29 protein-coding genes and 1 tRNA gene are annotated in these 20030 nt (G+C 33.2%); 19 read left to right on the forward strand and 11 right to left on the reverse strand.

What is annotated here, in order from left to right:
- Positions 1 to 5: 5 nt before the first annotated feature.
- Positions 6 to 956: an AAA family ATPase gene (locus ACW9W4_RS06555; protein WP_457761671.1), complete on the reverse strand. Its 951-nt coding sequence runs from the start codon at positions 954 to 956 to the stop codon at positions 6 to 8.
- A 172-nt stretch (positions 957 to 1128) separates the two neighbouring features.
- On the opposite strand from ACW9W4_RS06555, the gene ACW9W4_RS06560 reads away from it, so the two are divergent.
- The 7 genes from ACW9W4_RS06560 to ACW9W4_RS06590 all read left to right on the forward strand — a co-directional run bounded on the left by ACW9W4_RS06560 (position 1129) and on the right by ACW9W4_RS06590 (position 8007).
- Entirely contained in the window at positions 1129 to 1575 is a 447-nt protein-coding gene (locus tag ACW9W4_RS06560) for a hypothetical protein (protein WP_457761672.1), read from the forward strand.
- Positions 1576 to 1667: 92 nt separating this feature from the next.
- The gene (locus ACW9W4_RS06565) at positions 1668 to 2171 is read left to right on the forward strand and encodes a hypothetical protein (protein WP_457761673.1); all 504 of its coding nucleotides are present in this window, start codon (positions 1668 to 1670) and stop codon (positions 2169 to 2171) included.
- Positions 2168 to 4837 (forward strand): LamG-like jellyroll fold domain-containing protein, encoded by a 2670-nt coding sequence (locus tag ACW9W4_RS06570; protein WP_457761674.1) that lies wholly within the window; start codon positions 2168 to 2170, stop codon positions 4835 to 4837. The genes ACW9W4_RS06565 and ACW9W4_RS06570 overlap by 4 nt, the downstream gene beginning before the upstream one ends.
- A gap of 75 nt (positions 4838 to 4912) precedes the next feature.
- Positions 4913 to 5551: a hypothetical protein gene (locus ACW9W4_RS06575; protein ID WP_457761675.1), complete on the forward strand. Its 639-nt coding sequence runs from the start codon at positions 4913 to 4915 to the stop codon at positions 5549 to 5551.
- The gene (locus ACW9W4_RS06580; RefSeq protein ID WP_457761676.1) at positions 5548 to 6207 is read left to right on the forward strand and encodes a hypothetical protein; all 660 of its coding nucleotides are present in this window, start codon (positions 5548 to 5550) and stop codon (positions 6205 to 6207) included. Before ACW9W4_RS06575 ends, ACW9W4_RS06580 begins: the two co-directional genes overlap by 4 nt.
- 129 nt (positions 6208 to 6336) lie before the next feature.
- Entirely contained in the window at positions 6337 to 7188 is an 852-nt protein-coding gene (locus ACW9W4_RS06585; protein ID WP_457761677.1) for a TrmB family transcriptional regulator, read from the forward strand.
- Between the two features lie 81 nt (positions 7189 to 7269).
- Complete coding sequence (locus ACW9W4_RS06590; protein ID WP_457761678.1) at positions 7270 to 8007, forward strand: RAD55 family ATPase; 738 nt, start codon at positions 7270 to 7272, stop codon at positions 8005 to 8007.
- On the opposite strand, the gene ACW9W4_RS06595 is transcribed toward ACW9W4_RS06590, so the two are convergent.
- Positions 8008 to 9231, reverse strand: coding sequence for an ornithine cyclodeaminase, nickel-pincer nucleotide-dependent (locus tag ACW9W4_RS06595; protein ID WP_457761679.1), 1224 nt, complete (start codon positions 9229 to 9231; stop codon positions 8008 to 8010). It lies immediately after the preceding gene.
- 51 nt (positions 9232 to 9282) lie between these two features.
- Positions 9283 to 9630 (reverse strand): hypothetical protein, encoded by a 348-nt coding sequence (locus ACW9W4_RS06600; RefSeq protein ID WP_179363552.1) that lies wholly within the window; start codon positions 9628 to 9630, stop codon positions 9283 to 9285.
- Between the two features lie 74 nt (positions 9631 to 9704).
- On the opposite strand from ACW9W4_RS06600, the gene ACW9W4_RS06605 reads away from it, so the two are divergent.
- A complete protein-coding gene (locus tag ACW9W4_RS06605; protein WP_457761680.1) occupies positions 9705 to 9998 on the forward strand; it encodes a hypothetical protein in 294 nt (97 codons plus the stop codon).
- 2 nt (positions 9999 to 10000) lie between these two features.
- Here the strand turns inward: ACW9W4_RS06605 and ACW9W4_RS06610 are convergent, their stop codons facing one another.
- Together ACW9W4_RS06610 and ACW9W4_RS06615 are read right to left on the reverse strand one after the other, a co-directional pair.
- Complete coding sequence (locus ACW9W4_RS06610) at positions 10001 to 10225, reverse strand: hydrolase (RefSeq protein WP_457761681.1); 225 nt, start codon at positions 10223 to 10225, stop codon at positions 10001 to 10003.
- A gap of 1 nt (position 10226) precedes the next feature.
- Entirely contained in the window at positions 10227 to 10760 is a 534-nt protein-coding gene (locus ACW9W4_RS06615) for an HD domain-containing protein (RefSeq protein ID WP_457761682.1), read from the reverse strand.
- A 90-nt stretch (positions 10761 to 10850) separates the two neighbouring features.
- On the opposite strand from ACW9W4_RS06615, the gene ACW9W4_RS06620 reads away from it, so the two are divergent.
- Together ACW9W4_RS06620 and ACW9W4_RS06625 are read left to right on the forward strand one after the other, a co-directional pair.
- Positions 10851 to 11387: a cob(I)yrinic acid a,c-diamide adenosyltransferase gene (locus tag ACW9W4_RS06620; protein WP_457761683.1), complete on the forward strand. Its 537-nt coding sequence runs from the start codon at positions 10851 to 10853 to the stop codon at positions 11385 to 11387.
- A gap of 44 nt (positions 11388 to 11431) precedes the next feature.
- Positions 11432 to 11508 (forward strand) — tRNA-Phe (locus tag ACW9W4_RS06625).
- A gap of 243 nt (positions 11509 to 11751) precedes the next feature.
- Here ACW9W4_RS06625 and ACW9W4_RS06630 read toward each other — a convergent pair.
- On the reverse strand, positions 11752 to 12003 hold the full coding sequence (locus ACW9W4_RS06630) for a hypothetical protein (RefSeq protein WP_457761684.1): 252 nt from the start codon (positions 12001 to 12003) through the stop codon (positions 11752 to 11754).
- A 254-nt stretch (positions 12004 to 12257) separates the two neighbouring features.
- Between ACW9W4_RS06630 and ACW9W4_RS06635 the strand changes: the two genes are divergently transcribed.
- Genes ACW9W4_RS06635 through ACW9W4_RS06650 form a run of 4 tightly spaced genes read left to right on the forward strand, consistent with a single transcriptional unit; the run spans position 12258 to position 13427 of the window.
- Positions 12258 to 12491 (forward strand): hypothetical protein, encoded by a 234-nt coding sequence (locus ACW9W4_RS06635; protein ID WP_457761685.1) that lies wholly within the window; start codon positions 12258 to 12260, stop codon positions 12489 to 12491.
- Positions 12492 to 12525: 34 nt separating this feature from the next.
- The gene (locus ACW9W4_RS06640; protein WP_457761686.1) at positions 12526 to 12765 is read left to right on the forward strand and encodes a hypothetical protein; all 240 of its coding nucleotides are present in this window, start codon (positions 12526 to 12528) and stop codon (positions 12763 to 12765) included.
- Positions 12766 to 12776: 11 nt separating this feature from the next.
- Positions 12777 to 12977: an Lrp/AsnC ligand binding domain-containing protein gene (locus ACW9W4_RS06645; RefSeq protein WP_457761687.1), complete on the forward strand. Its 201-nt coding sequence runs from the start codon at positions 12777 to 12779 to the stop codon at positions 12975 to 12977.
- 36 nt (positions 12978 to 13013) lie between these two features.
- Complete coding sequence (locus tag ACW9W4_RS06650; protein WP_457761688.1) at positions 13014 to 13427, forward strand: VOC family protein; 414 nt, start codon at positions 13014 to 13016, stop codon at positions 13425 to 13427.
- On the opposite strand, the gene ACW9W4_RS06655 is transcribed toward ACW9W4_RS06650, so the two are convergent.
- Both ACW9W4_RS06655 and ACW9W4_RS06660 read right to left on the reverse strand, forming a co-directional pair.
- Positions 13424 to 13810 (reverse strand): hypothetical protein, encoded by a 387-nt coding sequence (locus ACW9W4_RS06655; protein WP_457761689.1) that lies wholly within the window; start codon positions 13808 to 13810, stop codon positions 13424 to 13426. The genes ACW9W4_RS06650 and ACW9W4_RS06655 overlap by 4 nt on opposite strands.
- A gap of 62 nt (positions 13811 to 13872) precedes the next feature.
- A complete protein-coding gene (locus ACW9W4_RS06660; protein ID WP_457761690.1) occupies positions 13873 to 14244 on the reverse strand; it encodes a hypothetical protein in 372 nt (123 codons plus the stop codon).
- 137 nt (positions 14245 to 14381) lie between these two features.
- Between ACW9W4_RS06660 and ACW9W4_RS06665 the strand changes: the two genes are divergently transcribed.
- Complete coding sequence (locus tag ACW9W4_RS06665; protein WP_179361860.1) at positions 14382 to 14528, forward strand: hypothetical protein; 147 nt, start codon at positions 14382 to 14384, stop codon at positions 14526 to 14528.
- 3 nt (positions 14529 to 14531) lie between these two features.
- On the opposite strand, the gene ACW9W4_RS06670 is transcribed toward ACW9W4_RS06665, so the two are convergent.
- Positions 14532 to 15335, reverse strand: coding sequence for an adenylate/guanylate cyclase domain-containing protein (locus ACW9W4_RS06670; protein WP_457761691.1), 804 nt, complete (start codon positions 15333 to 15335; stop codon positions 14532 to 14534).
- Between the two features lie 10 nt (positions 15336 to 15345).
- Positions 15346 to 15468, reverse strand: a complete 123-nt coding sequence (locus ACW9W4_RS06675; protein ID WP_457761692.1) for a hypothetical protein — start codon at positions 15466 to 15468, stop codon at positions 15346 to 15348.
- Between the two features lie 73 nt (positions 15469 to 15541).
- Here ACW9W4_RS06675 and ACW9W4_RS06680 point away from each other — a divergent pair, with 73 nt between their 5' ends.
- Together ACW9W4_RS06680 and ilvA are read left to right on the forward strand one after the other, a co-directional pair.
- Positions 15542 to 16381, forward strand: a complete 840-nt coding sequence (locus tag ACW9W4_RS06680) for a hypothetical protein (protein ID WP_457761693.1) — start codon at positions 15542 to 15544, stop codon at positions 16379 to 16381.
- A gap of 183 nt (positions 16382 to 16564) precedes the next feature.
- On the forward strand, positions 16565 to 17773 hold the full coding sequence (gene ilvA / locus ACW9W4_RS06685; protein WP_457761694.1) for a threonine ammonia-lyase: 1209 nt from the start codon (positions 16565 to 16567) through the stop codon (positions 17771 to 17773).
- Position 17774: 1 nt separating this feature from the next.
- Here the strand turns inward: ilvA and purE are convergent, their stop codons facing one another.
- Positions 17775 to 18350, reverse strand: coding sequence for a 5-(carboxyamino)imidazole ribonucleotide mutase (gene purE / locus ACW9W4_RS06690; RefSeq protein WP_457761695.1), 576 nt, complete (start codon positions 18348 to 18350; stop codon positions 17775 to 17777).
- Positions 18351 to 18450: 100 nt separating this feature from the next.
- Between purE and ACW9W4_RS06695 the strand changes: the two genes are divergently transcribed.
- Complete coding sequence (locus ACW9W4_RS06695) at positions 18451 to 19602, forward strand: 5-(carboxyamino)imidazole ribonucleotide synthase (RefSeq protein ID WP_457761696.1); 1152 nt, start codon at positions 18451 to 18453, stop codon at positions 19600 to 19602.
- A 30-nt stretch (positions 19603 to 19632) separates the two neighbouring features.
- Entirely contained in the window at positions 19633 to 20025 is a 393-nt protein-coding gene (locus ACW9W4_RS06700; RefSeq protein WP_457761697.1) for a hypothetical protein, read from the forward strand.
- The last annotated feature ends 5 nt before the right edge of the window (positions 20026 to 20030 follow it).

Genomic DNA, 20030 nt, shown 5'->3' on the forward strand with positions numbered 1-20030 from the left:
TTAATTTACACCTTCTTTTTTGAAGCTGTTTGACTTTCCAAAACTTTTTTGACAATATGTCTAACTTCGTCTTGAACTTCTGGATCATCACTTGTCATTGGAATGAGAGTTTCATTCCCACTCTCCATTATCGATACTCCATCAGAACAAATTTTTGCCCAGTTAACCAAATCTCCTACGGATGGACCGTATGGTAAATCCCCCATCTTGTATTCTTGTCTTAGTTTAGCTCCTACTTTTACAATACTTTCTGCATCAACCATTGGAATTCCTCCTTTCTTTGAAACCATGGTAATTTCTTTTTCATCAATGTTGTCCCCCACACTCATGTAGTCAAAGTTTAGCCAAACACTCATTCTTCTTCTCATAGCAGCGTTGATTGGTTTTGTACCTGCGAATTCTGAGGATACAGGGTTCATACTAATTATCATGTAAGCATGTTTATGTCGATGGATGATCTCACTATCTTTTTCTGTTAATACCATGTGACCTCTTTGGTCTAACAATGGATTGAGTTTGGTTGCAACATCTTGTTTCATCATGTTTGCCTCGTCCAGATATAAAATTCCTCCTTTTCTACACCAACCTGTAATTAATCCGTCAATCCAGTTTTCTTTTCCCAATCCCACATATCTTCCAAATAAATCAAAAACGGATGTTGCCAAACCACAGTTAATTTCCCACATTGGCAATCCTGCCAATTCTGCGACTAGATACACAATGTGTGTTTTACCCGTTCCACTCGGACCAACCAATGCACATTGTTTGAAAAATTTTAATGCCCTGCCAATTCTTTCGACATAATGCTCACCATTATCTAGATAAGGAGGAGTATCTTTTGGGATCATTTCATCCATTTCTTCAGGAAATACCATTTCTGCAGAATTCATGTATTTCTTAAAATCATACATTTTGGATAATATGTGTGATTCTTTCTTGATCTTTGAAATTGACATGGACAAGTTGACCTTGTCTGAACTAACTCTAGATCGATTAATTGATGAAATTAACGAATTCTTTTGTTCCAACGATGTCCATATTACTTCTAGTTGTCGCTAATGCTGTTATGTGTGTGTGGGAATGTTACATACACATTGTAATAATGAATTTTTTAGTATTTCATTCATTATGAATACGCATGTTGAGCTTACTTCGATTGCCATGAGTAAAAATGATCCAAAAATAACCAAATTAGACAAATATGATGTAGAGGCAAATATTGAAGAAGTCGATAACAGTGAAGATCAATCAATATTCAAATATGGATTTACTGCATTATCTAACCCCAAAAATGTCCGTTTATCTATTGAGGGGATTGCTAGAATTCAAGGATCTTCAGATGAGCGAAATGAAATATTAGAAAAAGATGAAAACAATATTCCTAAAATTTTAACAATGATTTATCATGAATTATTTCCTACTTTCTTTTTATTGTCAAAGAACCTCAATGTATCATGTCCCCCCCACACAATTAGCGGTTTTGAGTTATCTGAGGAAATTCAAACAGATGTTTTATCTGAAAATTCTGAATTGTCAAATGACTTGTTAAAACCTCAAACAGATACAGTTACTTAGGAAGAAGAAACATCCAATGTAGTCAAGCCTACGGTGTAAGTATCTTTTTTTACATACTAGTAATAATACACATAAATCATATAATTTCGTTATTGCGTAATAAGTCAAAGGATGATTCCAGTAATTCTAGGATTAATTATAAGAAAGGACTAGCCACTATAGTAACTAGTGGAATTCTTTTATCGGCGGTTAGCATAATGGGTGTCATGATGCTAGCTTGGTCGCAAACTAGCATAAATGAACAAAAACAAGAGATGAACGATATTTTTGACACTCAATTAAATAAAATTCGAGAGGAAATAATTTTTGAAAATGTATGGTTTGCAACACCTGCAGGATTAATGACTACAAATCATCTCAATGTTACCCTTGCAAATATTGGAATTTTAGGACTAAACATCACATCTATTCAGGTTACTAATGCCACTGCAAATAACAATACATCATTTACTTATGGCTATACTGATGCAGGAATAATAACATCTGAATCTATTTCATTGAATGCAACATATCCTTGGCAGTCTTCAGATGAACTTGATTTGATTGTTTTTACAAATAGAGGAAATCAATTCGTTTCTCTGGTAGTAGCACCATGAAATCTCACAGGGGTCTTAGTGCTGTAGTTGGAACTGTATTTTTAATTGCAGTTGTAGTTGGTTCGTTATCATATGTTTCATACAGTCTTGATATGATGGGAGATTTTTCACAATCGCTCATTGTTGAGGAATCTCGACAGAGAGATAAACAATCAGAGGCATTTGAAATCTCGTCAATTGATGTGACAGCAGATGACAAACTAGATGGCGTGATCAAGAATACTGGTGAAATTCCTCTTCAACTAACTACATTGTATATTGATGAGCAGGGAGTGAATGATATTGTAAATAAAACTACAATAAATGAAACAATTGCTCCTGGGAATTCCGTAAACATTCGAGATTTAGTTGATGTAAACATGGATCCCACCAAGGGTTACAATATGAAGATAATTACTTCAAGAGGGGCGGTAAACTCATTTTATGTCAATTCTATTTCAGATCAAAATATATACATGACATTAACTGCAATTCCTACAATCATACCAAGCACATTTACCACAACTTTGCATTATACTATAGTTAACAACATGACAAATGGTAATCGCATATACAATGTGACTCCTTCTATGAATGATACTGGAAAAATTTTACAGGATGACTCTACAGGATTAGAAGTAAGTTATGTTTCAGGTCCAAACCCAATTTCATATGATTCATTAGGTCCTGGAGAGGTTGCTGTTTTTACATATGTTTATCAATTGATTGGAGAGACAAGTCTGGATCAAGTGTGGTTTAATGCGACATTAACAAATGCCAATAAAGGAAACGAGGTTTTAACATCTGTATCTGTACAAAGCGTTCCATTAGCTGATGAATCCGGCTCATCATTGTCTTCATTATCTCTGACAAATACTGGAGGCGATTTACCTGATGTATTATATTTCCATGCAGACAACACACTAACTCCAAATTCTGAATTTCAAATGGATGGTTCGTCTCCAAACACTGCAGGAATGACAAGAGGGTTAAACGAAGTAGGTGGAACCATTGAATTTCTTTCTGCTACCATGGTTGAAGATGTTACTATTCCTGCAGGAGATTTCAATATACGTTTGAATTACTTTTCCAATATTACTCCCCTAGGATTTCCTGAACCTTCATTTGCACTTTTTATGGATTGTAGAGATTGCGGAGATGGTGGTGAAATTTCAAGTGCAATAAACAGATTTGATGATGAAAATGGATGGAAAGAAGGCGGAAACGATCCAGAATTTTCTGGAGATGGTAGTAGTGCTGAAACTCAGGGAGATGGTCCTGATGGGGATGAGTATTGGCATTTTGATAATGGCGACTATTTCTATAATGATTTTAATGTTAATGATGGAACAGGAAAGGCATACACTGAAATTCAATCATATGATACAACTACTGCATTATGGCTCAGAATAGAACCTACCAGTAATTCATACAAAGGAGTAATAACATGGGGTTGTGCATCTAATGATGACTGCGGAGGCAGTCAAGATAGATTTTATCTTGCAGTAGTAACAGGTGGTGAACTTGAGTTTGGATATCAGGACCATGATGCAGATAGTGGAGGTAATGATGTCACCTGTAAATCTTCTTCAGAATATGACGATGATCAATGGCATCATGTAGTAATTCGTAGAGAGGGGGGATATTGTGAACTATGGGTTGATAATGTACGAGTTGCTTGGTCTGGAACTATAGGTGGTTCAGGTTCAGGAGACATTGATGTAGATAGAATTGATATTGGATATGATTCTAGTGAAGCGGATTTTGATGGAGACATTGCATCTATAATTCACTGGAATCAAAATGCATTTTCTTCAGGTCAGATTGAAGACCTTTACTATACAAACTATGGAAATAATGGAACTTGGTTTGATTTTAAAATTGAAAGAGTAAATGAAGCAGGAGATCAAGTTGTCGCTGAAATAACATCTGAAACAAAAGTAAATGTACCATTTAAGGATCCGTCTATAGGAAATTATGATGACGAAAATGGATCTTGGATACAATTACTAACTGGAAATACTACTAATCAAAAATTCCATGGAGATGCAGATGATGATAATGATCAGGCACATACAGCCACAATAACTTCTACAATTGGTTCAGATGTCACTGTTCTATCGGGGGAGCGATTAAAAGTAACATTAGATTGGAATAATTATAATGAACAAAACCTTCCAATCAATATTTTATGGGATTCTACAGGATGGTCATATCCAGATGGTTCTTCTCATTTAGAAACACCAGTGCCAACTCATACATGGCCAACCTTCCTAACATTTGATCATGATGAACTATTAACATTCAGGGCATTTAATGATGGTCCTGATGGAATTTGGTTTGTTTTTAGCGGAACAAGATTAGTTTTAACAACAAACGATGGAACTAATTCATATGCAGCTGTGCCACAATATGTCAATTATACTACAGCACCCAGTCCACAAAATACACATGCCGTGATATCGCCTACTCAAGATAGTATGTATATACCTGATCAAAATTTTGCTTACATTGACTTTTACCCAATTCAGGCACCTCCATCTCAAGATCTCAGTCCATGTAATGAATGTCAAGTGCCAACTGGTCAGTATAATGCTGCATTATATCTACAAGGATATGGCGAGTCAGGTGAAACCTTCAAAAAGACAATTAATTTAGGCTTGATCCAAATTACAGGAAACCCATAATTTGAGCCTAAGTTTAGATCTGTAACATTGTGGTACATACAACTTTTAATGTGATCTTTTGGCATTTGAAAGTCATTGCAATCTGCAGAATCAAGTGATACAAAGGTAGCTCCAGATGTACAGGTAGCTCCAGATGTACAGGTAGCTCCAGATGTACAGGTAGCTCCAGATGTACAGGTAGCTCCAGATGTACAGGTAGCTCCAGATGTACAGGTAGCTCCAGATGTACAGGTAGCTCCAAAACAAACTGCAATAGTTCCTAATGATGTCGATGCAAAAACTCTAACTCATCTAAATACTCTGATGGAGGAGTCATTGCAAATTTATGAATTAGAAGACCAAAAAATTAATGTAATTGATGATTTACACAATGCATTACAAGTCATCACACAATTTTTAGGTTTTTCAACAAATATTCATCCTGAAATTTTTAACCTTTCTTCAGATGCTACAATTACAATGCTTCCAAATTTAAAATTATTAATCAAACTTGCTAATGGAAAAACTGAAACTAAAAAATTCACTGATTATCCACCTGAAACTATCACACAGATTGTTGAACATACTACGCCTCAATTATTAGAATTGATTCAAAAACAAAAATTATATCTTACAGAAAAAATCACATTCTTACGTACTGCTACTAAACAACTCAGTACATTAAGCCAACTCAAAGAAAATTTGCCATCCATGACAACTATTGAGGAAAATTGAAAAACTTAATTGAGAAATTTAGTTCTGTTAATTCTCTAAAAACAAATTTAGAAATAGAAATAGAAGAGACTGAATCTAAAATTCAAGAATATTCAAACTTGTTGGGTGAAAAAATTAGAATAAACGAAGAAGCATCTGTAGATGATCCTGATTTTATTGCATTAAAAGAAAAATTTGGAGGTGAAACCTCAAAAAAGAAATCAGATGATAAGAAATCAGATGATAAGAAATCAGATGATAAGAAATCAGATGATAAGAAATCAGATGATAAGAAATCAGATGATAAGAAACAAGGAAAAAAACTAAAAGAGAAAAAGAAAAAAGGCAAAAAAGGTGTTAGTGACAAATGGTATAATCTAAATGAAATACTAGTCTATAATGGAATTGGATTAAAAGGTGAATTGGAGTTATACTTTAAAGCAGTAGATGAACTAAAAGATAAATTAGAAAATCTTCAAAGATGTCTATCTACATTAAACACTGTAATTGAAAAAGGACTTAAAAAAGACATGGGATGCATAGCTTTTAGAGGCTCAGAAGGTATTATCGAAATTGCTTTCTTAAAATCAGCAGGAGTAAGGGAGAATTTTTCATTAAAATCGATCTATTCTGGAAAAGCAATATCTATAGAAAATTCTATAAAAATTGGAATTTAGTAACTAATTATGCCTAAAATTTATTCAAATTCAAGTCTTAAAATTGACAAAAACGATCAATACGATCTAACAAAATTAGCTACACCACAATATTATCTAGGGTTTTCTAACAGAGGATCCTGAAAAAACATGTCAAAAGAAACAACGCAGACCTCTGTATTTGACTCAACACCTGATTCACGAATGTATGAATACAAACTATCTGTTGAAAAAGTTCAAACTGAACTATTGCAATATGGATTGACATCCAACCAAAGTAAGGTGTTTATCTATCTTGGAAAATACGGTGCAAAGACTGCTCCTGACGTATGCAAGGCCCTCAAATTGCCAAGAACTGAAACTTATCATCTGCTTTCTGCTTTACAAAACAAAGGAATTGTTACGGCAACGTTCCAACATCCAATCCAGTTCACCGCATTACCATTAGACAAAGCAATATGGATATTGGTAAACTCTGAAAAAGAAAGAGTGAAATCTCTTGAACAAATGGAAAAAGGATTATCTGAATTATGGGATGACATTCCAACTTTTGATGTTATCCAAGAAGAGGTTGAAGAGAAATTCCAAATGCTTCAGGGCTCAAACCAAATTCACTCAAAAATAACAGAGATGACTGATAGCTATAATGATGAATTTTTAATTTTAGGATCTGAGAAAGATTATCTCAAGCTATATCACGGTGATTTTCTGGAATCATTTGTAAAATCAAAACAGCAGTTTAGATTACTCAGTGCATGCTCTGAAAAAACAGCATACATCTTTGATGATTTAGAAAGAAAGAATATTAAAAAACTTAGTAAAGATATTGAAAATCATCTATGCTTTATACTAAAAGATAATGGCGAGATGTTATTCTTTACAAAGAATGCAAACTCTACAGAAGAATTGTTTGCAATGTGGACTAATTCAAAATCTATGGTGTATTCAATGAAATTGTTATTTGAATCCCTTTGGACAAGTTCAAAGAATATTCATTTGTAATAATCTCACACATAATTACTTGTTAGAATAAAATCCGTCTTCTTCTTTATATGCAAAATTATCTCTAAATTTACTATAGCCATGGACTCTACATATTCCAAAGTAAAAACAGGAATTCCAGGATTAGATTCAGTGATATCTGGAGGATTAAAACCAGGTAGATCAGTGACTGTTTCAGGGCCCCCAGGTAGTGGAAAGACCACCTTTGGCCTACAATTCCTACATTCAGGAGCAAATGACTTTGATGAACCTGGAATCTACATCACTTTATCTCAAAATATTGAAGAGGTGAAAAATGATTGCAAGTCTTTCGGTTGGGACTTTGATAATTTAATATCCCAAGATAAGATATTGATGATTGATGCAAGGCCATTCAAAATTCAAGACAAGTTGATTGGCAAGGACGACTCATTATATCGAGGAGAGCAATTACCGTTTGAACATTTAACAAAATTGATACTTAGCAGCATTAAACGAGTCGAAGCTAAAAGGGTGGTAATTGATTCAGTTACAATTCTTGCTATGCAATATTCTGATAAATTTTACATGAGACAAGGATTACAGGGAATGGTCCAAGCATTAGAAAATTTCGGAGTCACTAGTTTGATACTATCCGAATATAACGATAATGATGAAATCCCATTAGAATGGTTTGTAACTTCCGGAATTATCCAACTTAGACATACAAGAATTAAAGATACAATGGAGAGAACAATCCAAATCACCAAAATGAGGGGAATTAAACATAGTGAGCAAATACATCCAATTGATCTTAATTCAGATGGCTTGCAATTACTCCATCCAAGATTGATGCCGTGATTATTTCTTTTTTCTAATTTGCTGTGCAATTAGTGGTAAAAAGGATCCAACATCAGATACAATTCCCAGAGCTTGCCAAGTTCCTCGGTCCATAAGTTTAGTAACTGTTGGCTGACTGATATCTACAACAATTACTTTGACATTTGCTGGAAGCATATTTCCTGTTGCAATAGAGTGCAACATTGTAGAAATCATAATTACCATACTTGCATCTTTTAGTACTTTTTTGTATTCACGCTGAGCTTCTGCAACATCTGTAATTACATCTGGTAATGGACCGTCATCTCTAATAGAACCTGCCAAAACAAATGGAATTTTATTTTTAACGCATTCGTACATTATTCCTTTGGTTAGTTTTTTACTTTTTACCATGTTTGCTATCGAACCTGCTTTGAATACGGCATTGATTGTATCCATATGATTTCTATGTCCATGATATGCCAATGTTGCATCATGTACATTCATTCCCAAAGATGTGCCTAATGTTGCATATTCAATATCATGTACTGCTAAAGCATTGCCTGCCAGAACACCATCGATGTACCCTAATCTAATTAATTCAGATACAGAATCATCTGCTCCTGTATGTACGATGGCGGGGCCTCCAACAATTACAATTTTTCCTCCTTTCTTTTTTGTATTGTAAATATCATCGGCGACTTGTTTAGCAATGTGCTGTGTTGGTCTTTCACTAGAGCTAGAACTTCCCATAAATTCAAACACATTGACTCCTTCTCTTGGACGTTCAGGGGGTGTAATTTTGATGCCTTTTTCTCCTACAATTATCTGATCATCTTTTTTTACATCTCTTACAGGTACACAAAATGCCCTTCCGTTTTTTACAACTATGCATTTATCCATCATCATGTTTTCTACTGGAATCCATTTTCCTTTATGAAAAACTTGAGTGTGATTATTTGTTGTACTGTAAAAGTTATCGGGCATGACATATTTTTTTGGTGATTTTTTCAAAGTAATTTGTTGTTGAATTTTTGATACTGCTCCTAACCTATACACGGTCTCTAAAATTTCATCGAGATGTTTTTGATTTTTTCCTGTAATTAATAATCGTGCAAAGGATTGATCTTTTTTCTTTTTTCCAATTTCAATCTCCTGTACATTAAATTCGCCCTTCAAATCCATTATTTTATCAAAGATCTTAGTCAAAATTGAAGAATCAATTAGATGACCACCGACTTCAATTTCTTGAGAAAATTTGCTCATTTAATACATCTAAACTATATCATAACTAAAGCTTACGTTTTTTTTCTGAGCCTAAACAGGTAAGATTACTTTACCCTCAAACTTTGGAATATTGTCCGTTTGGAATGCCTTTTCCAATATCTCTTTTTGTTGGTTTGTCACCCCTTGAACAATTGTTTTAGATGAACCTGTTTTATCCACTAGTGCAAGAATGTAGCCACTATTATCAGTTAATACAAAACCTGCAGATTCATCAACAAACGCATATAGATTCTCTTCGCCAACTGGGGCCCATACCTTTGAGTTATTGGCTACAAGAGCTAATGCAGGCATGGCTTTACCATTTGTCAAAGTGTTGAGATACTCTCTTGCCTCGGCTACTCTTTTTTGACCTAATTTTAAAGCCTGAAAATATTGCATGATTCCAACTGTTGGGATTGCTATAACAATTTTACTTCTAAAGATTTGTATAGAATCTCAAAACAATACAAAATATGCCTCTGACAAACAATGTGATAATCAAATTAAATGAAATCACCAGTATTGTTGAAGACAAATCAAAACTTACAGAATCTGAAATTAATGAAATAAAATTAATCTTCAAAGGACTGGTTGAAAAAAATGAGCGATATGACCTTGATGAAATTGAATTTTGGTTTGAAAATGAAGGCAATTGGACTACTCGCGAACCACGAATTAGAATAGTGAATCTTGCAAATTATGTCCAAGATAAATATCAACAAACAGCTCATCTTAGAATAATATCTGATGATGATTGTGGTTGTTGAAATTAAACCTCTAATTGCTCTAACAATCTACCGACAATTTTTGCGTTTTCTGTTCTCTCACTCATTATTTTTTTAATCCGATCATCATTTTTGGCACCATTTGAAATTATTTGGAAATACTCTTCATCAAGATCATTGTTTGCTTGTAATCTTTTGATCACTTCAAACAATATCCCTATGACTTGCTTTTGAGCATCAATTAACTCATCCTTTTCAGTTACTGACATACTATTCTTCCTCAATGATATTTCTAAATATTTCTTTTAATTTTGGATGGTTGATGTCTTTTTTTGCAGATTCAAAAAATGTTTCTAATTTTTCTGTGGAATGACCTTCATTTTGATATGTTTTGGCTTGTAGCGCCATCTCCAATTTATCAAGTTGGTGCACAATTTGGGATTCAGAAGAACTATTTTCTAGATATTCTTTCCAAATAATTTGATATTGTGATTTAATTAATGCAGGTAAATCTTCTAAAATTTTCAAAAATACCTCATTTTCTATTTCATTCTTCTCCTCCAAATCTATCTGACCTGGGGTGTAATCACCTATTTTTGATTCAGCCAAATCATGTAGTAATATCATTTTGATAATTTTTTCAAAATTATAATTTTCTAAATCCGATATTATCATACCCATCATTGCCATTGAGTATGTATGATCTGCTACAGATTCAGGGTGTGAGACAGATAATTTATCAACCCATCCCTGTCTGTGAATTTTTTTCAAATTAATCACAGTTTTAAAAAAATCCAATATCATGATGTATATATTATCTAGAGTAATCTCCTAATGAATTTTCATATTATTTCATTTCGAATAACATAATAGCAATCTACAAAATAGATAATTATGAAAATATACACCAAAACAGGTGATGATGGAAATACTGGATTGCAGGGAAATTACAGAATAGGTAAATCACATCCAAGGATTATCTCATATGGTACAGTTGATGAAGCAAATGCAGCACTCGGGCTAGTTTTGGCCAATTCTCTAGATGATGATATACACGATGTTTTAACTAAAATTCAAAAGGACTTATTTTTAGTTGGAGCAGATCTTTCAAATCCAAATCTCAATGATGTAAAAAATAGAGTGTCTCTAGAAATGGTGTCAAATTTAGAACAGTTCATTGATAAATTTGAATTAGAATTACCACCTCTAACAAATTTTATTCTACCTGGAGGAGATCCATCAGCTGCACAGTTACATTATGTGAGAACGGTTGTGAGAAGAGCAGAATCTCAAACAGTTCTACTTAGTGAAAAAGATGAAATTAACTCAAATTGTATAAAATACCTTAATCGTTTGTCTGATTTGTTTTTCGTCATGAGTCGTTTAATCAATAAGCGAAAAAACATAGACGATATTCCTTGGAAGATCTAAAAAGACAAACTTTAATTCCTCAACATTATTCATTTTTTCTAAGTGCCGAGGTAGCTCAGCCTGGAAGAGCACTCGGCTGAAGACCGGGCTGTCGCTTGTTCAAATCATGCCCTCGGCACCATTTTCATTTAAAAGATGATTTTTGGATGTTCAATCATTTAGTAAAAAATTGAATAATTCGATTCTAATTTATTATCAAAATCTCATATTTTGCTACAATGCAATAACAGTGAATAATTCAGTATGTTTTAAAAATTACAATACTATTAAGTAGATAATGGGTCTATACAATTTGGTTTTCATTTTATTCCCTTTTCTTTAGAAATAAAGAAGAGGTGGAAAACCTTTTTGAGAGTTTTTTTATCTATGCATCCACTAAATTGTAAAAACTTTTTCCAGATGCTGATTTTTCAGAAATACATTTGACTGGCCCTAATGGGATGTGTTTATTGTTAATATCTCCTCGAAGTGTTTCATTTTTGAATCTATTAACTATGGCTACACGTGTAGTGTGAAATTTGTTCATTTGGTTTCCATCCACATCAAACATTTCTTTGGTTGTAATTTTTACCCCTTTGGTAACAACCTCACCTTGGGTATAATTGGAATCTTCCACATATGTAATTGTAAATGATTGTTCTCCAATTTTTGCCAGAGATGCACTGTTTCCTGTTATTTGGTAATCTGCTAATGTTGCTATTTTTCTTCACCTCCCAATGAGAATTATTTGTATAATTTGATGATAAAGTGGATTATGTGTTATTTGTTGACTCAGATGGCCAGTTTGATCGATAAAAAATTATTAATTTGATCCATTACATATTCTGCATAATCTTTAAAAACCACCCTGACTCTTGATTTTCGAGATTCATGGCAGAAAAAAAAGTTGCAAAAAAAACAGTGAAAAAAACACCTGCAAAGAAAACAACGACCAAATCCAAAGTAGTTAAATCTAAAACAAAATCTAAAAAACAAAAAGAAGAACCATTTGTAGATGGAGGTATTGTTATAGTGGATGATGATATTGTAATTGATCAAGAGAAAGTTAATGAAGAAAGACGAGCATATCTGGAAGAATCTCGCTCACAAGAAGCATCAGACTAGGAATCTTTATCCGATCCGGTGACATACACTTTGTATGCGTGCATTATGTTTGATTACTGTCAAACCCGGTAAAGTTGATTTGGTTGTAGAGATTTTAAAGAAAAAACGTAAAAATCTAAAACAAATCATGGTGGTTGCAGGACGAGCTGATATCAGTGTCTTATTGCAAGGTAATATTGATGAAATAAACAACATGGTAATTGATTTTAAAAAGATCAAAGATATTGTGACAACTGAAACATTGATTGAAGTGGAGGTCAACATGGGATGGTAAGGGCTATAATTTTGGTTAAATCTCCCAAAAAACTAATTGCTGCAAGATTAAAAAAAATCGCTTTTGTTGCAGATTCATTTCCAACTAGCGGTCAATTTGATGCCGTTGCTATAATTGATGTCAAAGAACTAATCCAGATAAAAGAGGTTGCAAATCAAATTCAGAAAATCAACGGAGTGGATAGAACTGAAACCATGGTTGAAGTGCAATGACGCAATTGATTTAAAGAACTTTATTGTATAGTTTATGTGAACATCAAAAAAGTAGGAAATGTAATATTAGCTGTAACTGATATTGACAAATCCCTGCAATTTTACCATGAAATCATAGGACTTCCAATCAAAAGTCAAAGAAGATCCTGGGTTGATTTGGGTACTACTGGTGCATTATTGAGTTTACATCCCGCATCGCTAACTGCACAACACATTGGTAGTTCTATAGAAAACGGAATTACAATTGGTTTTATTGTTGGTGATGTAAAATCCGCTGTTGAAGAATTAAAGTCAAAAGGCGTCACAATTCATCGTGATGTTGTTGAAAAAGATGCAGGACTAAATGCAGTAATTTTAGATCCTGATGACTATCTAATTTCTTTATTTGAACCTGTATTTGATGATAAAGATCAACAATCAGGCGGATATCACGGATTTACGCCAGCTTAGATTGTCTTTTTAATTGAAGCGATAATCTTCTCTAAGTCTTTTTCTTTTCTATTTACTGAAACATAGTACGTTACATTATTTTTTTGTAAGATAACTATTGTTATTTTTTGATGCTCCAAAACAACATGTTCTAATTTTCCAATTGCACCTACTGAATCTTTTCTTAGTGAAATTAGGGTAGATATCACAAATAATTCATTTTTGAAATCTTCGGATTGTAAAAGAGGTTTGAGATTTGGTTTTATCATTCCAGTTAATGTTCTGCCATATGCATTTACAATTCCGGCATATCGTATATTGCCAGATATCTCTAAAATTTTTTGGCAGTTTTTTCTGTATTTGATTACAGTGTCTTTCCATTTATCAGCAGCAGTTTTTACCATGATCAAACTATTTTTTGAAATTAATAAGGATGTTGCCTAATTGCAATTTTTAGAACTAGTAATTATTTTGAATTTTTTTCTTTGTCTAATTTTTTCTTTAATTCCAAATTTTCTTTAATCAGTTTGTCATTCTCTGTCTGAAGTGTTTCTATAGAATTTTGTCTAGTGTATGCAGGGTGTCCTGGTGGTATCACAGAAGAGGTCATTGTTAGTAGGCCTGCAGCATATTGTTGATACATGTGTTGAAATCCCTGAAGTTTTTGAGCCACATTATCTGCATTTTGTAAAAATTGTGCCTTCATTGGATTCTCATGGTTTTTGAACATTGGATTTGATAATCCTGGTGGCAGTCTTGGAAATTGAAATGCCACATGAGGTATGTTTGGATTTAATCCATAGAGGTCACGCAGATGGTTTGTCACCGTATTATCCATGATTATACTGAATATTTGCTATATTTGTGGCTTGCTTTACGCATTTGATATACCACTAACTCAATTCTCAGGTGCCTTAGCTCAACTTGAGCTGATCGCAGATCCTTATAGATTCGCAGTTTGGATCGCAAATACAGTTGGAACAATCAAAAAAGGCATGTCTAAAATGCAAAAAAGACATTGAAGGGAAAGATCTTCATAAAATTGTAATTTATGTAGTTCAAGAAAAATTTACAGAGCACCACTATGAACATGTGGAGTGTCCGGATAATTTTACAGTTTAACATTCATCCTTTGAATTCATAGACATGGTAAGTTTCGCCTGTAGCTCTTGAACGATATTTCCATTCATCTTTTGTCCAAATAATTCGTACGAAATCTTTTTGGGAACTTGGGTGTAGTCTTTGGTATACGTCGTTACCAATTAAAATCTGATTGGGTTTTGCCATGTTTTGAATTTTAGCTGCAATGTTCATGGCAGGTCCCATTAAATCTACATGGGAATTTTCAATATCTGAACCATACCTTACTACAATATTTTGACCAAAATCAACTCCAATCTTCACCATTAAATCAGGATAATCATATTGATTCAAAATTGGGTTAATTCCTTTTTGAATAATCGAGATCATAGAGTTAGCACAATCTACGGCATTATCAGCTGCAAGAAGCCCACTTTCATCCCTAACAAAATATCCAATCACTGCATCCCCTACAAATTTTAAGACATAACCATGGTGTTGTCTAATAACTGCAGCCATCTCTTGAGAAAAGGAGCTAATTATAATTGCAATTTTTTCTGCAGGCATTTCCAATGTCATTGTTGTAGAGCCGACTAAATCAACATAAAGTACAACCATATCTACTTTTGATAAAACATGTTTTCTTAGAAACGCATCTGATTCGTCAATTAACCCAGTATATTCATAACCTTTTTTCAGAGCAGCCCAAACTCGTTTTTGAGTTTCTAAAATCATAGTTTCAGAATCTAATGTGGGTTGCTGATTTTTACTAAGCATCATATCTACAACATTGTTGGGTTGATCAATATTCTCTGATTTTTGTTTAATTTCATTTTCTTCTCTAGTCATTTGAATCGCCTTATTCTAGTGGGAAATCTACTCCACAATTTGGGCATTTGCCTCTTTTCCCCTTGTATCCTTCATGATAATACTCTGTAATATCCGCATTGCAATCATCACAAGAAATTACTGAACTACCCATGCCTATCAGGGCCTTTTAATCTATTTACATTTAAGGATGAAGGTTTAAGGAGAGGAATTTTCAGATATTTCCTGTGAGATTAGGTTCAAGATCATCTAATGAATTCATTCAAATATTAAATGAAAAGAATGAATCAATTCAAAAAGCATATCTTCCAAAAATAATAGACGTCACCAAAATGATTGATGTGAAAGTAATGATGGGGGATTCAACCATTACGGATCAAAAAACATTTGATCCAAAAAAAATTTCAGATTATTTTCAAAAAATAAATGATTCCCTTAAAGAATGGTCTACTCAAGATGTATCAATTACAAACAACCAGGATGTAAGACGAATTTTTACAAAATTTGAGATTTCTGAAGGAAGTTATTTGTTATCAGGACATCTATCTTTACAATTTCATGTATTGTTATATTACAAACCAGAACAACGTGTAATTGATTGCCAAAAAGAATTAGCAGAAATTGTAGATTTAACTAAAAACGAACAGGAGCAATTATCAGATAATAGTGATCAATTAGTATTGAATAAACTAAAAGAAATGGGATACAAAGATTTTGATCATCAAAAATTGTTTGAAGTATTTTATGAAAATGATGAATTCAGAGAAAAAGTATTTGCGGAAATTCAAAAAGATGCAGGAGTAGATTTTCAAGAACTATCTGAAAAAAAATCTAAATTATTTTCAGAACTTGATTCACTTTTACTTGAAACTTATCAAACATCTCACGTGTTAATTGATGATCCTAGATTAGTTTCAGGTGAAGAAGGATGTTTGTTATCATTAGATTTAGAATTTATTAAAAATGGTAATCGTGAAGGAGTGTTTGATCCAAGAAAAATGTCAGATACAGTAAAAGAAAATATTCTAAAACGATTGACTGAGCTTGAAAAAGTTATTCAATCATAATAAAACCCAAGTGACCGAAAAATGAGAAATTATCTCAAAGGGGAGATTCGGCCACTGGATATATTTGAACGTAAATTTTTTTACTATTTAGGCATTCCTCAAAATATACGCATAAAATTTGACTAAAAATACAATTTTTGGATAGAAGAAGACAAATACGCCAAATCAATAGCATGATTTCCAATGAATCCCACATATGATGACATACTGGCTGCAAATGCATTGCGGGGAAATGAAATCAAAAAAACACCTCTGATACACACTTCAACATTTAGTGATATGACAGGATCCGATGTATATCTTAAAGCAGAATTTAGACAAAAAACAGGTTCATTTAAAATTCGTGGAGCTTATTTTAAAATTAAATCATTATCAGATGAAGAGAAAAAACACGGAGTTGTTGCAGCTTCTGCAGGCAATCATGCGCAGGGTGTTGCATTTGCATCATCATTAGAAAAAATCCCATGTACCATTGTAATGCCAAAAAATGCATCCCCTGCAAAAGTTTCTGCAACTAGAGGTTATGGTGCCAATGTAATATTGGAAGGAATAAACTATGATGAATCATCAGCAAAAGCTAAAGAAATAGCTAAAGAAACTGGTGCAATAATGATTCATGCATTTGATGATCCACAGATAATCGCTGCACAAGGAGTAATAGGATTAGAAATACTAGAAGATTTGCCAGATGTAGATGAAATCTATGTACCAATTGGGGGCGGAGGATTGGCAGCAGGTACATTAATTGCAATTAAAGAAAAAAATCCACAAATCAAAGTTATAGGAGTACAATCAAAGTCATTCCCATCAATGTATGATTCTGTAAAACAAGGATCAATAACTTCTAGCGGAGGTGAAAGAACCATAGCTGATGGTATTTCTGTTAAAGTTCCAGGACAATTGACATTTACAATCATTAAAGAGCTCATAGATGAAATAGTTCTAGTAGATGATATTGAAATTACAAAAGCAATGTTCTTGCTAATGGAAAGAATGAAATTCGTGGTGGAACCTGCAGGAGCATCAAGTTTAGCTTATCTAATTTCTAAAAAACCAGCAGTAGGAAAAAAAGTTGTAGCAGTATTGGCTGGAGGTAATGTGGATATGTATCTACTAGGACAAATAGTAGATAAAGGCCTGGCAGCAATGGGTAGATTGTTAAAATTATCTATTTTACTACCTGATAGACCAGGTGCATTCAAAGAAATTGTTGATGAAATAACTTTAGCAAATGCAAATATCGTTGAAGTGGTTCATGATAGACTAAGTTCCAACATTAATGCAGGCTCTGCAGGCGTTACTTTAAGTCTAGAAACTCAAGGAAAAGAACAAGCAGAATTACTTATTGGTGCATTAAAAAAGAAAAATATTCAATTCACATTGCTAACCTAATCTATTTGAATTTCTTTTTTGCAAATTTTGAAAGACCTTCTTTTTTTAATTGATCAGACTCTTTCATGACTGAATTATGTTGATTGGATTTGTGTTGTTTTAAAATCTTTTTCAAATCTGGAAATTCATTTGCTAACATCTTCATCGCATAGATTGCAGCATTACCTGCTTTGTTTACTCCCACAGCTACCACTGGAGAACCAGATGGCATTTCAGTTATGGATAACAACGAATCTAATCCGCCAAACGCAGAAAATTTTGCCGTATCTGATTTTTTTGGATGTTTATCATTAAAAACTAGAATTGGAACTCCGATTACAGGAATTATAGTGTGAGATGCAATCATTCCAGGTAAATGTGCCGCACCTCCTGCTCCAGCAATGATGATTTTGAATCCCATTTTCTCAGCATGTTTTGCATATTCTGCTAATCTTGCAGGAGTTCTATGTGCAGATACGATTTGATCTTCATGTTTAATTTTATACTCATCTAAAACCTCTGCAGCAGCCTGCATAATTCTACTATCAGAACTAGATCCCATGATAATTCCCACTAAGGGTTTTTTTGAATATGCCATGATAATAGAAAAAACTAGAGAGTAATTAACAATTCTATTAAGAAAAATTCAAAAATATCATTCCAAATACATTAGATATTTTTAATCCAAAAAAAACAATTTGGTAATGGCAAAAATTCTTGGAATTATTGGTGGGGGTCAACTAGGAATGATGATTGCAGAGGCAGCTAAAAAAATGCCTAGCGAAATATCTGAAATTATTGTATTAGATCCTACTGAAAATTGTCCTGCATCCCAAGTTGGGGCAACACAAATTATTGCAGATTTTAAAGACAGAGACGCCATTATTGAATTGGCAAATAAATCAGACATCATCACATATGAAATTGAATCAGGAGATAGTGATGTCTTAAAATCAGTTGAAGGTAAATCCCAAATCAATCCATCTCCTGAGACTTTGAAAATTATACAAGACAAATTCTTTCAAAAATCATTTCTAAAAGAAAATAACATTCCAGTACCAGATTTTATGGAAATAAATAATATCGATGATGTTAAAATTGGATTAGAAAAATTTGGACTTCCTGCAATGCTAAAAGCACGAAGAGACGCATATGATGGACGAGGGAATTTTAAAATTAATTCTAAAGATGAAATTCAAAAAGCATTTGATTATTTCAAAGAACAACCTCTGCTTTTAGAAAAATTTGTACCATTTAGTATGGAAGTATCTGTAATTGCTTCAAGAAATACCAAAGGTCAAATCAAAACATATCCACTAGTTGAAAATATACATGAACAAAATATTTTACGAGAAACAATAACACCTGCCAGAGTTTCTAAAAACATTTCAGACAAGGCAGAAAAGATAGCTGAAAAAACAATGTCTGTACTAAAAGGAGCAGGGATATTTGGCATAGAGATGTTTGTAACAAGCAATGATGAAGTAATGATTAATGAAATAGCTCCAAGAGTTCATAATTCAGGACATCATACATTACAATCTAGTGAAACATCTCAATTTGAACAACATCTAAGAGCAATTCTAGGTATGGAATTAGGTAGTACTAAACTAAAGTACAATTCTATTATGTACAATATTTTAGGCGATAGTAGTTTTACAGGTGAATATACGCCTCTAGAGATATCTGAGCCCGGAGTCTTTTTGAAAATGTACGGTAAAAAAATTTCAAAGCCATTACGAAAACTGGGACATCTCAATGTTATTGGGATGCAAAATGAATCAATTGATGATCTTTTGAATAAACTACAATCACTATTGCCAAAAATAGTTCTCAAACCTTCTAATTAGATTTATTAATTGATTAAAGAGGATTTGAGTATGGCTTTAACTCCTGCATTAATCATTACTGGAATTGCAATTGCATTACTGGTAGTTTATGGTATGGATGTAGTCGTAGGTTATAGTACTGATAGCGGAGAAGGTTTCATTCCATTTGATCACAAGACCAGAGGTATGGGATTAGGATTACCCGCATTAATTTTACCAATTGTTGCATTTTTCATTTCAAGAAAGGAATCATCAAAAGCACTAGGAGTTATGATAATAATTGCAGGTATTTTGATAATTGTTGGCGGTGCAGTAGTTATCGGTAATTCAGATCCTGTAAAAGCCGAAGAATCAGGACGCAATGTGCTTTCTGAAACAATTCCATTAATTATTGCAGGATTAATTCAGATAGCATTAGGAATACTTAAAATTAAAAAATCTTAAACGAT

It is taken from the genome of Candidatus Nitrosopumilus sp. bin_7KS (assembly GCF_054095835.1).

Excerpts from the sequence above, each read along its gene's own strand:
- ACW9W4_RS06555 (WP_457761671.1), bottom strand. The coding sequence starts at position 956 with ATGTCAATTTCAAAGATCAAGAAAGAATCACACATATTATCCAAAATG.
- ACW9W4_RS06560 (WP_457761672.1), top strand. The coding sequence starts at position 1,129 with ATGAATACGCATGTTGAGCTTACTTCGATTGCCATGAGTAAAAATGAT.
- ACW9W4_RS06570 (WP_457761674.1), top strand. The coding sequence starts at position 2,168 with ATGAAATCTCACAGGGGTCTTAGTGCTGTAGTTGGAACTGTATTTTTA.
- ACW9W4_RS06585 (WP_457761677.1), top strand. The coding sequence starts at position 6,337 with ATGTCAAAAGAAACAACGCAGACCTCTGTATTTGACTCAACACCTGAT.
- ACW9W4_RS06590 (WP_457761678.1), top strand. The coding sequence starts at position 7,270 with ATGGACTCTACATATTCCAAAGTAAAAACAGGAATTCCAGGATTAGAT.
- ACW9W4_RS06595 (WP_457761679.1), bottom strand. The coding sequence starts at position 9,231 with ATGAGCAAATTTTCTCAAGAAATTGAAGTCGGTGGTCATCTAATTGAT.
- ACW9W4_RS06600 (WP_179363552.1), bottom strand. The coding sequence starts at position 9,630 with ATGCAATATTTTCAGGCTTTAAAATTAGGTCAAAAAAGAGTAGCCGAG.
- ACW9W4_RS06605 (WP_457761680.1), top strand. The coding sequence starts at position 9,705 with ATGCCTCTGACAAACAATGTGATAATCAAATTAAATGAAATCACCAGT.
- ACW9W4_RS06610 (WP_457761681.1), bottom strand. The coding sequence starts at position 10,225 with ATGTCAGTAACTGAAAAGGATGAGTTAATTGATGCTCAAAAGCAAGTC.
- ACW9W4_RS06615 (WP_457761682.1), bottom strand. The coding sequence starts at position 10,760 with ATGATATTGGATTTTTTTAAAACTGTGATTAATTTGAAAAAAATTCAC.
- ACW9W4_RS06620 (WP_457761683.1), top strand. The coding sequence starts at position 10,851 with ATGAAAATATACACCAAAACAGGTGATGATGGAAATACTGGATTGCAG.
- ACW9W4_RS06635 (WP_457761685.1), top strand. The coding sequence starts at position 12,258 with ATGGCAGAAAAAAAAGTTGCAAAAAAAACAGTGAAAAAAACACCTGCA.
- ACW9W4_RS06640 (WP_457761686.1), top strand. The coding sequence starts at position 12,526 with ATGCGTGCATTATGTTTGATTACTGTCAAACCCGGTAAAGTTGATTTG.
- ACW9W4_RS06655 (WP_457761689.1), bottom strand. The coding sequence starts at position 13,810 with ATGGTAAAAACTGCTGCTGATAAATGGAAAGACACTGTAATCAAATAC.
- ACW9W4_RS06660 (WP_457761690.1), bottom strand. The coding sequence starts at position 14,244 with ATGGATAATACGGTGACAAACCATCTGCGTGACCTCTATGGATTAAAT.
- ACW9W4_RS06670 (WP_457761691.1), bottom strand. The coding sequence starts at position 15,335 with ATGACTAGAGAAGAAAATGAAATTAAACAAAAATCAGAGAATATTGAT.
- ACW9W4_RS06675 (WP_457761692.1), bottom strand. The coding sequence starts at position 15,468 with ATGGGTAGTTCAGTAATTTCTTGTGATGATTGCAATGCGGATATTACA.
- ilvA (WP_457761694.1), top strand. The coding sequence starts at position 16,565 with ATGAATCCCACATATGATGACATACTGGCTGCAAATGCATTGCGGGGA.
- purE (WP_457761695.1), bottom strand. The coding sequence starts at position 18,350 with ATGGCATATTCAAAAAAACCCTTAGTGGGAATTATCATGGGATCTAGT.
- ACW9W4_RS06700 (WP_457761697.1), top strand. The coding sequence starts at position 19,633 with ATGGCTTTAACTCCTGCATTAATCATTACTGGAATTGCAATTGCATTA.